The sequence below is a fragment of the Calothrix sp. NIES-2098 genome, from assembly GCF_963875125.1.
In the GTDB taxonomy this organism is placed as follows: Bacteria; Cyanobacteriota; Cyanobacteriia; order Cyanobacteriales; family Nostocaceae; genus Aulosira.
This window is the reverse complement of sequence record NZ_CAWNKJ010000001.1, coordinates 3,616,884-3,631,077: the sequence shown is the minus strand read 5'-3', so window position 1 is coordinate 3,631,077 and position 14,194 is coordinate 3,616,884. Positions and strand designations below refer to the sequence as shown.

9 protein-coding genes are annotated in these 14,194 nt (G+C 39.7%); 2 read left to right on the top strand and 7 right to left on the bottom strand.

Translation table 11 applies throughout. The features are described 5' to 3' along the window. Positions 1 to 2 precede the first annotated feature (2 nt). The 6 genes from AACU33_RS15155 to AACU33_RS15130 form a co-directional block, all read right to left on the bottom strand. Positions 3 to 314, bottom strand: a complete 312-nt coding sequence (locus AACU33_RS15155) for a P-II family nitrogen regulator (RefSeq protein WP_096589482.1) — start codon at positions 312 to 314, stop codon at positions 3 to 5. Positions 315 to 318: 4 nt separating this feature from the next. Next, on the bottom strand, positions 319 to 1,287 hold the full coding sequence (locus AACU33_RS15150; protein WP_096589481.1) for a sodium-dependent bicarbonate transport family permease: 969 nt from the start codon (positions 1,285 to 1,287) through the stop codon (positions 319 to 321). Between the two features lie 621 nt (positions 1,288 to 1,908). Beyond that, positions 1,909 to 3,081, bottom strand: coding sequence for a hypothetical protein (locus AACU33_RS15145; protein ID WP_096589480.1), 1,173 nt, complete (start codon positions 3,079 to 3,081; stop codon positions 1,909 to 1,911). 61 nt (positions 3,082 to 3,142) lie between these two features. Next, a complete protein-coding gene (locus tag AACU33_RS15140; protein WP_096589479.1) occupies positions 3,143 to 3,595 on the bottom strand; it encodes a hypothetical protein in 453 nt (150 codons plus the stop codon). Positions 3,596 to 4,042: 447 nt separating this feature from the next. After that, complete coding sequence (locus tag AACU33_RS15135) at positions 4,043 to 4,840, bottom strand: M15 family metallopeptidase (protein WP_339376024.1); 798 nt, start codon at positions 4,838 to 4,840, stop codon at positions 4,043 to 4,045. 2 nt (positions 4,841 to 4,842) lie between these two features. Beyond that, positions 4,843 to 6,555, bottom strand: coding sequence for a protein kinase domain-containing protein (locus AACU33_RS15130; protein ID WP_339376023.1), 1,713 nt, complete (start codon positions 6,553 to 6,555; stop codon positions 4,843 to 4,845). Between the two features lie 284 nt (positions 6,556 to 6,839). Here AACU33_RS15130 and AACU33_RS15125 point away from each other — a divergent pair, with 284 nt between their 5' ends. Then, positions 6,840 to 9,218: an ATP-binding cassette domain-containing protein gene (locus AACU33_RS15125; RefSeq protein ID WP_096589477.1), complete on the top strand. Its 2,379-nt coding sequence runs from the start codon at positions 6,840 to 6,842 to the stop codon at positions 9,216 to 9,218. Positions 9,219 to 9,407: 189 nt separating this feature from the next. Beyond that, entirely contained in the window at positions 9,408 to 12,593 is a 3,186-nt protein-coding gene (locus tag AACU33_RS15120; protein WP_096589476.1) for a GAF domain-containing sensor histidine kinase, read from the top strand. Between the two features lie 181 nt (positions 12,594 to 12,774). Here the strand turns inward: AACU33_RS15120 and AACU33_RS15115 are convergent, their stop codons facing one another. Continuing rightward, a complete protein-coding gene (locus tag AACU33_RS15115; protein ID WP_096589475.1) occupies positions 12,775 to 14,013 on the bottom strand; it encodes a hypothetical protein in 1,239 nt (412 codons plus the stop codon). Between the last annotated feature and the right edge of the window lie 181 nt (positions 14,014 to 14,194).

The following is a 14,194-nucleotide window of genomic DNA, read 5'->3' as shown; positions in this document are numbered from 1 at the left end:
TTTTATAATGACGCTACACATTTCATAGAGCGAATCTCCATTACATCAGAGATGTAACAGGTTCCGCCAAATTTGTTGAGCAGTGGTCTAATGTTTTCGACAACAGGCTTAAGTTGCTCTGGCATACAAAACGCGATGATGTACACATTATCGAGCATAGTCATGTCCAAATCTTCTGCCATACCTCGTAATCCTTTACCAGCAACTCCTCGGATTACAGCATGACCGTGTACGCCCGACTTGTCCAAACTCTCTAAAATTTTGGCAAGTTCAAACGAATTGGCGATAATTTCTATCTTTTTAACTAAATGCATATTATTACCTCCACAATAGGTTGATTCCGTAGAGATATAACGGAATTCCTACAATAATGTTGAACGGAAAAGTTACTGCTAAGGCGGTAGAAACATACAGACTAGGATTTGCCTCAGGAACAGTCATCCGCATAGCTGCGGGGACAGCGATATAAGAAGCGCTAGCGCACAACACAGCAAATAGTAGTGCATCTCCCTGAGGCATACCGATGAATTTGGCAATCGGCAACGCAATAGCTGCATTAACTATTGGAATTAGTATCGCAAATGAGATCAGGAAAAATCCGGTTTTTTGCAAGTCTTTAATTCTTCTGGCAGCAACTAGTCCCATATCGAGTAAAAAGAAAGTGAGAACCCCATAAAACATTCCTTGAGTAAAGGGTTCTAAAAGATGCCAACCGTGTTCTCCTGTCAACATCCCAATCAGGAGACTACCAACCAAAAGAAAGACCGAACTATTGAGAAATGCTTCCTGTAACACTTCCGGCCAAGAAAACTCCCGCTTCTCATCTACCGTAAATATATTTACCAGGATTAGACCTACAATGATGGCTGGAGATTCCATGAGAGCAAGAGCTGCTACCATGTAGCCATCAAACGTAATACCAAGCTCGCTTAAAAACGCACTAGCGGTAATGAAGGTGACAGCACTTATAGAACCATAAGTTGCGGCGATCGCAGCAGCATCGTAAGTATCAAGCTTGAGCTTTAGGATAAAAAAGGTGTAAATCGGAACAAAACAAGCCATCAACATCGCTGCCAAGAGCGTCAAAACGACTTCTTGAGTGATGCCACTTTTAATCAATTCTACCCCGCCTTTAAAGCCAATCGCTAACAGCAAATATAGCGATAAAAGTTTGGGTACAGGAGCAGGAATTTCTAGATCGGATTTGACAATAACAGCAGCCATTCCCAGAAAGAAAAACAGGACTGGCGGATTCAGGATGTTGGATACGATCAAGCTGCCATCCATATTCATCCCTCCTGATGCTGATAAAACTGGTAATTCAAGTAATTTGGCATCTTAAACAAATTAACGATTGACTCATGATGTATCGTGTATTGCTACCCCGTGTCAATTGATTGTTAAGAAGAGACAAACTAAGATAACCGTATAAACTTCACACTAACATCACAAATGGATACTCTCAGTTAGTCGAAAAGCGAAAAACAAATAGCAAAAGAAGCTTTTAACCAAGCATATAAATGAGAGTGTGATGCTTTTTTAACAGATGCGCGAAAAAGTCAACAAAATTCTAGACATGATGCACTATGGAACTTGCATGATTGTTGAGTCGATAAAATAAAAGAGAGAAATGACAGATACCAGAGTAAACAAATCTTAACTATTACTTATATTCATAACCTATTTTCAAATATCTAGATTATGCCAAGTTATTTGATTTAAATAATAAAGTTTAATAAAGGGATAAATAATTATATTAGCAGCTAAGAGAACATTAATTTAAGTTGGAAATAAAAGCATAAGAACATACATATTTAATTGAATTACTCCAACCAAAACTAAAAATATAATGAGTTTAACCTTACTTGATGAATGTAATTATGGTAAGGATTTTGTTGGAATATTTGCTTAAGGAGATGGAGTAGGAGTTACGCCAGAAGATGGTGAACTTGGTGGCAAGGGAAGAGATTGAAGATTTAGAGTTTCTACTCTTTCTTCATCCTTAGCGTTCAAAGAGTGCTGACTACTGGAGACTGTACCTTGCACCCCATCTGCATCTGCTCTAATTTGAAAGTCTATTGTTTTGTTGCCACACCAAACCCAATCCTTATATGTACCATCGTCATTAACCTTGAGCTTTTTGGGAACCCCATTAATAATCAGATCAGCCCTCAGATACGGTGCTGGTTGACTGTCCAAAGTGATTTTACCTTGGATTTCACCTTGATTTTTGATTGCATAAAGCAACCAGATACCCCAAAAAGGAGCTACGGCCATTGGTATCATTGGAGCAATTGCCCACTCTATGAGATCCATCGGTTTTGGTGCTGTATAGAGAAAGTATGCAAAGATTAACCACAAAATTATCGCTACAGCAATTATCAGACCTAACCTGATCTCTCCTATTTCTCGCTTAACTGTAAAATTCCCTAGCGTCAGTAAAACTATACCGATGAGGAAAGAGATGATAATCTTCCATTGCTGATCATTTTCAAAAGGACTGGGAAATGCTATGAAAACCTCATTAGGAGAAGCGGAAGATTTAAACACAGAGGCTGGTAGTGTATATTTACGACCTTGTTCATCTGCTTTCCAATCTCCCATAGGTTGAAAGCTGAGTTGGGCTTGGTCGTACTTGTTAGGTAGTAATATTGTGATGTCGTAGCTAGAAATTGTAGTTGGAGCAAGGTCAAGAACGCTGCGATGCTGTCGTAAAAATTGATAGGAAACTTCGCACTTTAATATAACTCTATCTTTAATTTTTCCACCGATTAAGTTAAAAGCGTTATCAATCTTGATATCTATTGGTTGTTTTGATTGGGGGGCTAGAAGCGATAGTAATGCATATCCATTGCTATTAGATAAAACGGAAACTGCTACGTTATCAGGGTTGGAAATACGATGCTTTGAGTCCAATTCAAAAGGTAAGGCAAGTATCCTAACTAAAACGCCAGCCTGATTTCCTGTCTGTGGCTCCAAGGTTAATGTAGCTTTCGCCATACCCTTGTCTCCAAGTTCGAGTAAAAGGCGTGATGCCGCACGTGCAGTTTCGGGTATTGCTAATAGGGCAATCACTGCCAACAGTGTTCCTATAAACGATTTTAGTCTAAGTATAGAAATGAATTTCATTACCAAGAAATCATTACCAAAAAAGTCTAGATAAAAGGATATATGAGATATAAAGAAGTGCTACAGAAAAGAATTGAATTGCCGTAGCTATGTCAACTTTGAACTCGTCTCGCCGCAGCGATTGCCAGTAGAAGTTATTTTTCCTATATTCTTCCCATAAAACTCTCCACATATCTTGCGGATCTACATCTCTAGCTCTCTCACCTAATACAATGGCTTTATTTGAAAGCCAATATCTTAAAGCTAACCAAGACCAAGTCGATAAATTAATAATCCAGGGAACAGAAAGTAAAAGTGTGAATATATATGGAATTTTGGAGAAAAAAGCAGTGCAAGATACCACAAAGAAACTTGTAATTATCATTTCGATTAGTATCTTTAAGCGAGTATAACGGATATCTTTATTCAAAGATTCTAATCGCTTTTGTAGTAATTCAAGTGTAAAATCTTGACTATTATCTAGCATAGAAACAATATTGTGCCATTACTCAGCTAAATGATATCGTGCCTTTGGCAGATACCCAAGAATACGTTAATGACTTTAACATTGCAAAACTGTCATTTGTCATAACACGATAGCTGTAATCTATACGCCATAAGAATTGTTAGAAATAAAACTCTGGCTTTTTCTTAAAAGTCTATATATAGCGTATACCTACTGCATCAATTATCTCTGTTCGCAGCACAGTTCAGAGGCTATGTATAAAGCAAATATTAAGTGCGCTGTGTTAAGCTTTGAAAGAATATGAGACTTTAAGAGAGGGAAAATTAGTTGTAACACAATATATTGATCGGTGCTTTAAGCGTTGCAATAATGCAATACCAGTTGCTACAACAGAGGAAATGTCCGCAACACACTGGTTCTCCTACAATTTAAGCTTTACTTTATAAATCATCTCTTATTTTGAATTACCTATCGCTGATTTCTCGCATTAGCAAATACAGAAGATGCATCTGATGAACCTATATATCGCCAGTGCCAAGGTTCAAAACTTACTCCTTGCTTATTATTACGTGGAAAAGACATTTCAAAGCCGAATTCTTTAGCATGGCTAGTCAACCAACGATAAGCATCAGTAGTTTCAAAATCTAAAGTAATATCTTTTTTAGGAAATTTACCATCTGTTAAATCTAAAGCAAAGCCTGTATGATGTTCGCTGTATCCAGAAGGGGCACTAATTTTTGCTGCTTCTTTTACAGAACCTCGGCGCTTAATTTGTTCTTGAAATAATTTTTCTTGTTGTTCTATAGTGCGAAAACCAGAAACAGGAATAATCCAAACACCCACTTCTCTGGCTGCATAAGTCATTTTCATAAATGCTTTAACTGCTTCAACATTCAAAGACTCAAAACGCTGCTCTGCACCATTCGCATAGCTACCAATCAGCATCATTTGGTTTGGGTTGGCTTGCGTGTAGGGAAAATGCCCAAAAGCAAGTTGATTAGATGTTGGTTTTTTCTGAATTTCTGTAACTTTATTAACTTCTATAGGTGTGGAATTAGTAGGTATTGCTGTAGGTAGCGCTGGCGTTACTGAGTTTGGTTGAGCAGCAACTGTGGTTGTTGCAGTTGGAGAAGTTTTAGCTTGAACGGGTGGATTTGACGCTGAAAATCGCATCGCTAAAGTACCACAAATGACTACGCTAACTGCAACAATTGTGGCAATTACTAAGATTCTTACAAGATAAGGCAATTGTGAGAAAATTCTCATAGTTATTTGGTAAGTATTTGAGTAGAAGCTATTTTCCAGCTTCGATCGACAAATTGTAAATTATAGCGTACCGTTCTAGTTTTAAAATCAGTTTCTTTCGGCAGAATGTTACCATTTTTATCAAGAAGTTTCCGGTCTTCCGTAACTTTTACTTGAATCACAGCTTGATTACCATTTACTGAAAATTCGTCTACTCCATCAATTTGTTGTAAACCATATTTATAAGCATGACCATCGGTTTTGAGAGAATTAATCGAGCCATCATAACCAGCTACTTGCTCATATTGTTCGCCAGTAGTTAATTCAGAAGCTGGCTGAGGATCGTAGGGAGGAGCAAACATAACTTGCTTTGCTTGTAGCCATTTATTAATTAAATTTTTAGCTCCAGCTTCTGTAAGTGTTGATGCTGGTGCTACAGGGTTTTCTGTATTGGTTGTATTAGTATTACTGGGTATAGTTGGCTTCTCTGTGCTAGTTGTTGTTGCGGGATAATTTACCTGACGCTGAGAATTAGAAGAGGTAGAACCCAATGATTTAGATGTAGTTGGAGGTAATGTTTCCTCATTATTGATAGTAGGTGAATTTAAAGTTGGGGATATGGTAGGCGAAGGAGATGAAGCTATAGTTGTCGCCGGCTGTGGGTTTGATAATTGTCCTCTGACTAACCATAAGCCACCTACTACTAATGTTCCGATCGCGCCGCCAATAATTACACCTTGTTGCCAAGGCGCTAAACCTTTAGGAGATATAACTGGATTTGGAGATGGTGTCGGAATCGGCTGATATTGGGGTGGTTGAGATGGAACTGTTGGTGCGGCGACATAACCTGCTGTTACTGGTGTCGTAATTAATGTTGGTTGAGAAACAGGTACAGTCACGGCTGTGGGAATTGATGGTGCTTGCAATGCTGTTAGCATATCTCTAGCGCTGAGATAGCGATCGCGTGGTGATTGTTGAATGGCTTTATCCAATACAGCTGCAAAATCGGGGCTAATATTGAAAGCCAAATTGCGCCAGACAATATCACCTGTAGCGGGATCTGTAGGCAATTCTGCTGGTAATTTACCTGTAAGTAAATAAATCGCTGTCAGTCCTAAACTATATATGTCACTAGAAAATACTGGTCTACCTACCGATTGTTCCATTGGCATAAATCCTGGCGTACCAATGACAATTGACTGGTTAGAGTTACCAGAAGCAGTAATTATTGTACCCATCGATACTTTAACTGCACCGAAATCAATCAAGATGGGTTTGCCATCAGCAAAACGCAAAATAATATTGTCTGGTTTAATATCTCGATGGACTATATGCTTGCTATGAACAAATTCGAGAACTGGTAAAATATCAATTAAAATTCCCTTAACATCACTCTCATGCAACACCCCTTGCTGTTGCATTTTTTGAGTTAAGGTGTAACCCTCAATATATTCTTGAACTAAATAAAATTGCCCGTTATCGACAAAATAAGCATACAACTTGGGAATTTGATGGCTGCGATCGCCTAATTCTTCTAAAATTGCTGCTTCTTGCTGAAATCGTTGCTGTACTAATTGGTAAACTTGAGGATTATTCGCTACAGGTTTAAGTTGTTTAATTACACAACGACGATTAGAGGGCATTTGAGTATCTTCTGCTAAAAAAGTTTCCCCAAATCCCCCACTCCCCAGTACGCGCAGGACTTGATATCGATTATTTAATAGCGTCAAGCTCATAATATAACACTCCTATTCGATCTGCGAACTTAACTCATATAAGCAAGCAATAAGCAAATAACTTGATAGTAATTAAAGTTCAGGTTTACCGAGTTTTCTCAACAATCACACTGGCTTTTCATATTTTATTTGCTTGGTTTTTACGTATAATTTGTATTTAGTTGTTCAATATCATAAACTTTTAGTACCTCTAATTAATATAGTTTCTTGGCAAAAAATTAATTTTTTATAACTAGTTATAAGTTCAGATTTAGTAGACCTCCTTTAATTTTTCAAAGCATTTTATGGTACAGCCACCTTTACAAAGTCGGACTGTTTTAAGCACAAATCCCTTTTTAGAATTAAACAATAAAGGTCAAATTATATACTTTGAACTAAAAAAGCCTCAGCATATTTTGGGGCGCGACCCTAATATAGCTGATTTAGTTGTGCCGCAACAGTGGGAAGTGGTTTCCCGTTGTCAAGGAATACTGCGTCGAGATGGTGCAGACTACCGTATCTATGACGGCGATGGACAAAAACCTAGCAGTAATAAGCTATATGTCAATCATTCCCTGATTACGCCCATAGAAGGTCATTATTTAACCCACGGCGTAGAAATTCAAATCGCTCAAAACCCCAATCAACTAATTCAAGTCAGATATTTCAATCCCTCCAACGCACACTCGGTAACTACACCAGCAACCCGTGCAATTTCGTTAAAACAGCGTTCAATTTTACTCGGACGCGATCCTCAAGCTAACTTGCAGTTAGATGCTCCCACTGTTTCCCGGCGTCATGCCACAATTGATACAGATGCTCAAGGACGCTACATCCTGCGGGACTATAGCACCAATGGCGTGTTTATTGACGGTAAACAAGTTACGGGGACAGCCGTACTCTTTAACGGTGCGAAAATCCGCATTGGGCCGTTTACGCTGGTGGTGCGCGACGATAATTTAGAAATTCTCGATCAAGGCGATCGCATTCGTCTAGAAGCGCACAGCTTGTTACTGGAAACTAACGGTAAGCGGCGACTAGACGATCTATCTTTTGCGATTGAACCAGGACAATTTGTAGCTTTGGTTGGCGGGAGTGGTGCGGGTAAATCGACTTTAATGCGGACGCTGTTAGGAATTGAAAAAATTACTCAAGGTGTAGTACAAATCAATGGCGAAGATTTGCAGAAAAACTATAATTTGTACCGCACCCACATTGGTTACGTACCACAAGATGATATTATTCACCGCGAATTAACAGTTGCAGAAGTACTTACCTATGCAGCCAAACTGAGACTACCACCAGATATTAATCTGCAACCCCTGGTAGAACAGGCGTTAGAAGCAATTAAAATGACTGATCGCCGTCATGCATTAGTTAGCGATCTCAGCGGCGGACAACGCAAACGGGTTAGCATTGGCGTAGAATTGCTGGCAGATCCCAAATTGTTCTTTTTAGATGAACCAACTTCTGGACTCGATCCCGGATTGGATAAACAGATGATGCTGTTATTAAAAGATTTAGCGCATCAAGGGGGAAGAACAATTATTTTAGTAACTCATGCCACAGCTAATATTACCGAATGCGATCGCATTGTATTTCTCGGTTTAGGTGGCAGACTTTGTTATTTTGGCACGCCTCAAGAAGCTTTGAAGTTTTTTGGCGTCAAAGATTTTGCTGATATTTATATCAAACTCGAACAAGAGCAAGAAGTTATTAAATATGCAACGCAATTTCAGCAATCTACTTATTACCAACATTATATTGGCAATCAAATAAATGTAGGAAATCAACAATTAACAAAGTCGTTTGCACCCACGCGCAAGAAAGTTTCCTTTCGCCAGCAATGGTTATTATTGACTCAACGTTATGGGCAATTAATTTTACGCGATCGCGTCAATCTTGCTCTCTCTCTGTTAACAGCACCTATTGGTATTAGCCTGATTACTTTGGCAATTAAAGATAAAGCACCCTTTATTTTAGGCGAGCAACCAGATCCCAAACTCGCACCCTTAGCTTTGCAAGTATTGTTTGTCTTTACTTGTGCTGCATTGTGGGTAGGACTTTCTAGTTCTTTGCAAGAAATTGTGAAAGAGTCTGCTATTTACTTTAGAGAGCGCTTAGTTAATTTAGGATTATTAGCTTATCTTGGTTCTAAAGTTACAATATTGTCAATTTTGGCGATTGCCCAAACTCTGTTAATAGTTACAGTGATTCTTATAGGTTTTAAATCTCCAGATCCCGAACTATTTTCCTGGTATATCGGATTAGGAATTACTACCTTTTTAACTTTATTGGCTAGTTTTAGCTTGGGTTTACTTGTATCTACAGTTGTGAAAAATAGTAGCCAAGCAAATAGTGCCCTACCATTGCTCCTTTTACCGCAAATTATCTTCTCTGGAGTTTTATTTAAAACCCAAGGAATTGTGAATAAATTATTATCCTGGCTGATGTTAAGTCGTTGGTCAGTAGGAGCTTATGGCAGTTTGCTCAATGTTAATAGCTTTGTCCCAGAACCAACTAGATTACTAGACGGTAGTGCAATTCCTCAACCATTTGAACCCACATCAGTTTATGAGGCTACATGGAGAAATTTAAATTTGAATTGGGGGCTTTTACTGTTGCATACAGTTATTTATTTACTGATTACTTTTTGGTTACAAAAGCGTAAGGATATTTTTTAGATAGATATATAGAAACGATGAGGCGAAGATCGCGAGACGGTTAGCAATAGACAATCTATGCAGTGCTTGACCAACACTGTCAGATAATTCGCTACTACACAAACAAGTTTCACATTAAGAGCGAGATCTGAAATTACAAAAATAAATTAGGGAAAACTAAAACTATATATTTAGTTTTTCCCATACCCTATGACAACTAACGATTATGAAACGTCAAATCCCTTAGACTGGCAAGAATGTCGCAAACAGCTACAGCTTTTCGCCCAGTATCAAAAAATCTTGGCGAGAATCCTAGCAAAAATTCGGGCATCTGTAAACTTAGAATCTCTGTGTTCGACTTCTTGCCAAGATATTTGTCGGCAATTGAAAATTGAACGGGTTGCAATCTATCGTTTCAATGCTGACTGGAGTGGTAGTTTCATCAGTCGTTTTGGCTTTGCAGAATCTCCCTGGAATACACTGACCGCCTTTGGAGAGGACTTGGTGTGGCAAGATTCCCACTTGCAAGAAACTCAGGGAGGAAGATATCGCAAAAGTGAGACTTTTGCCGTCAGTGATATTTATGAGGTAGGCCATGCTCGTTGTCATATTGAGGTTTTAGAACAGTTTCAGATTCGGGCGTATGCGATCGCACCTATTTTCGTGGGAGCAAAACTGTGGGGTTTGCTTGCAGCTTATCAACACTCTGCACCTCGCCAATGGTATACAGACGAAGTTGAATTTTTAGTACAAGCTGCCACTACTCTCGGTGTAGCAATGCAGCAAGCAGAAATTCTGGGGACTTCCAAACAACGCACAGCAGAATTACAAGATGCAATTGCCCGGCAGCGTACTTTAATGGAAGTGGTAGGGAATATTCGCTCGTCCGCGAACACCGAATTTATTCTCAACACCGCCTGTCAAGAACTTTGCAAACTCCTCAAAATTGAACGGGCAGCAGTTTATCGCTTCAATGAAGACTGGGGCGGTGAATTTGTCAGCCAGTTTGGCATGGTTGAGGCACAGTGGAATCGAATCAATCCCTTTGGCAAAAATCTGGTTTGGGAAGATTCTTACCTGCAAGAAACCAAAGGTGGGCGTTACCGCCATAACGAGACGTTTGCCGTTAATGACATTTATCAAGCAGGGCACTCACGTTGTCACATCGATATTTTAGAGCAATTCAAGATTCGGGCTTACGCTTTAGCGCCGATCTTCATCGGCCCTAAACTCTGGGGACTAATAGCAGCTTATCAACACTCCGAACCGCGCCAATGGGCAGATTACGAAGTTGAGTTTCTCGGACAGGTAGGGGCACAATTGGGGGTAGCGATTCAGCAAGCCGAGAATTTGGCTCAGTCGAAACAACAGGCCATTGCCCTGCAAGATGCGATCGCACGGCAACGGGCACTAACAGAAGTAGTCGGGAAAATTCGCTCGTCCTTAGACATCGATTTAATTCTCAAAACAACTTGCCAAGAAGTTTGTCAACTGCTGCGAGTTGAGCGAGTAGCGGTTTATCACTTTAATCCAGACTGGAGTGGCGAATTTGTCAGTCATTTTGGCATGGTTGAAGCACAGTGGGACAGCATCAATCCATTTGGGAAAAATTTAGTTTGGGAAGATACCCATCTCCAAGAAACTAAAGGCGGACGCTATCGCCACAACGAAAATTTTGCGATCGGCGATATCTACCAAGCTGGACATTCACGCTGTCACCTCGATATTTTGGAGCAATTCAAGATTCGCGCCTACGTATTGACCCCAATTTTTGTCGGGCGGAAATTGTGGGGATTGCTAGCTGCTTATCAACATTCTGCACCGCGTCAGTGGGAGAGTGTGGAAGTAGAATTTTTGGGACAAGTTGCTAGCCAACTCGGAGTAGCGCTGCAAAGTTCGCAAATGATGACTCAAGTCCAAACTCGCGCCAACGAACTGCACAAATCAGCAGAACAACGCCGGATTTTATTTGATTTGGTCGTCAAAATTCGCGAATCTTTGGATTTGGAGACAATTTTTCAGACTACAGTACACGAAGTGCGGCGATCGCTCACAGGCGATCGCGTCGGTATTTTCCGTTTTGACCCTGATGTTGGTTTTTGCAGTGGGGAATTTATCGCTGAAGATGTGTTACCTCAATTTGAGTCTGCCCTTGCTGTTAAAGTACAAGACTATTGCTTCGGCGACCATTTTGCACCCCAATGTCGCCAAGGGCAAGTACAAGTAATTTCTGATATCAACAGCATTGGCTCCAAAGTGCCTCATCTTGATGTGATTGAGCGATTCCAAGTCAAAGCACAAGTTATTGTCCCGCTGATGGAAGGCGATGATTTATGGGGATTGTTATGCATTCACCAATGTACTCATCCCCGGAATTGGGAAGAGACTGAATTAGAATTTGTCTCCCAAGTAGCAGCTCAACTCAGTGTCGCTTTACGTCAAGCTAACTTATTCCAACAATCGAGTTTGCTCGGTCAAACCCGTGCAGAAGCAAATCAACTCGCACAGGCACTTAATGAGTTACGCACTGCGCAAATGCAAATTATCCACGCAGAAAAAATGGCTAGTTTGGGGCAATTAGTAGCAGGGGTTGCCCATGAAATTAATAACCCCATTAATTTTATCTACGGCAACTTAGAACACGCCCACCAATACACAAAAGATTTACTTCGTTGTCTGGAGCTTTACCGACATCATTATCCCGATACGGTACCGGAGATCCAAGAGTTTTTCAAGAAAGCCGAAATCGACTTTTTAATTGAAGACCTACCGAAATTATTCCAATCTATGCAGATTGGTAGCGAGCGCATTTGCGAAATTGTCGCTTCTTTACGTAACTTCTCTCGCCTAGATGAAGCCGAATTAAAAGTAGCAAATATTCACGAAGGAATTGACAGTACATTGATGATTTTGCAACATCGCTTGAAGCCTTCATCTGATGGCCCTAGCATTAATGTGAGCAAAGACTACGATTCCTTACCGCTAATAGAATGCTATCCCGGTCAGTTGAATCAAGTATTTATGAATTTGCTATCTAATGCCATTGATGCATTAGACGAGCGAAACGCACGCACATCTCCTGAATTAATTGCAGCAAATCCGAGCGAAATCATAATTTCTACCTCTGCGATCGATGATGGCTGGATTGCAATTCGGATTGCTGACAACGGACTTGGTATGGATGAAAAAGTACTATCTCGGCTGTTCGATCCATTTTTTACCACCAAGGTTGTTGGTCAAGGCACGGGTTTAGGACTTTCTATTAGCTATCAAATCGTGACTGATAAACATAACGGTAAAATCTACTGCCAATCTGACCTCGGTAAAGGCACAGAGTTTGTCATTGAACTGCCAATTCATCAAGCCACAACTAAAAAATCTGTAACAAAAGTCTAAGTTACAAATTAAAAATTTTCTAGGAAGCAAAGCGATAATTTTTGCAGGTAAATAGTCTAAGCAAGGATGAGGTTACTGAAGAATATACAAGTCTCAATCAGGATACTGTGTCTTTAACAAACAAGCGATCGCTTTTATGAACTGCATCAAAACCAGCGATCGCCTTTAATATAATTGCTCTTTAAGGATAGGTGTAGCCATTAATTTGAACTCCACCATAAGGCCCTGGTGTAGGGCGAGGAAGAGAGATTCGAGACTGGGGTAATTGAGTAGGTTGCTGCACGCCATAATTACCATAAACTGTTGGGGTTGATGGATTGACAGCGCCTTGAGTTTGAGAAGGTGTCGAGTATGGAAAAATGTTACCGATCGCCGAGTTGACGGGTGGTGTTACTGACGTTGCTTGCACTCCATTGGAGACTGGCTGACTGTTATTGAAGTTCGTGTAAGAACTTTGATTGAGGTTTGTTGTTGGTTGAGTATAACCCGTCCCTGTATTGACGCTGGGTGGTGTCGATGTTACCCCGGTGTAGGAACTAGTCCCCGTAATATTTGTGGGGTTAGAAGTTGGACTATTTAAGTTAGAAATATTCTGATTTGGTGATGTGACTCCGGTGTAGGAACTAGTCCCCATAATATTTGTGGGGTTAGAATTTGAACTATTTAAATTAGAAATACTCTGATTTGGCGATGTGACTCCAGTGTAGGAACTAGTCCCCATAATATTTGTGGGGTTAGAATTTGGGCTATTTAAACTAGAAGAATTCTGGTTTTGCGATTTTTCGATCGCTGTTTGCAAGGGACTACTTAAAACAGAATTTTGAGTTTTATTGTTTTGATTAGCTAATCCCATTTTTTGGTTAAAAGATGTTGTTGCACTATCTGTTTCTCCTGTGGAGGTAGTTAATGATTTCACACCTAAATATGGGCTATTACTATAACCCGATCGCAATAAATTGTCTGCTTGTACAACAAAAGGATTTTTCTCCTTTAATGTAGGTACGCTATTAACTATTCCCAAACTAGGATTTGATTTGGCAACATCTGTAACAGACGATTGTTGATTAATTACATCATCAAATAAGCTTTGGCTATTCTTAGCTTTGGAATTTTCTTCAGGATTATTTAATCCTGTCATCAGAGTTGCTTGCTCAAAGTCTTTAATCAGGACTGGTAAGTTATCAATATCTGCAACCGCAGCTCGATCTTCAGCTGATAGAGATGATTCAGCAACCTTGGGTGCAGCAGTTTCTTGATTCTGTTTCTGAGTAAACAGATCTGGATTTGAAAGATATTCCCACATTCCTAATCCAAGAACAGAAAACAAAATTGCTGTCACCCAAAAGCTAGGTCGCCCTAAATTACGTAACCTGGCTTTAAGATAGCGTAAGTAGGCAGGGGGATAATTGCGATTTGACATGGTTTTAGGTATAGGGAATTTACTGTGAAATGCCAACAATTTACGTAGTTTTAGGGTACTGACGCTACTAAAAATTTCGTGTTGAGAAAATATTTCAAATATACTTTCAAGTTGATTTCATCCTAACTGCTCAATCTTGATGAGTCATTAGTCAAGGGCAATTATTAGTTAAAAATTTACT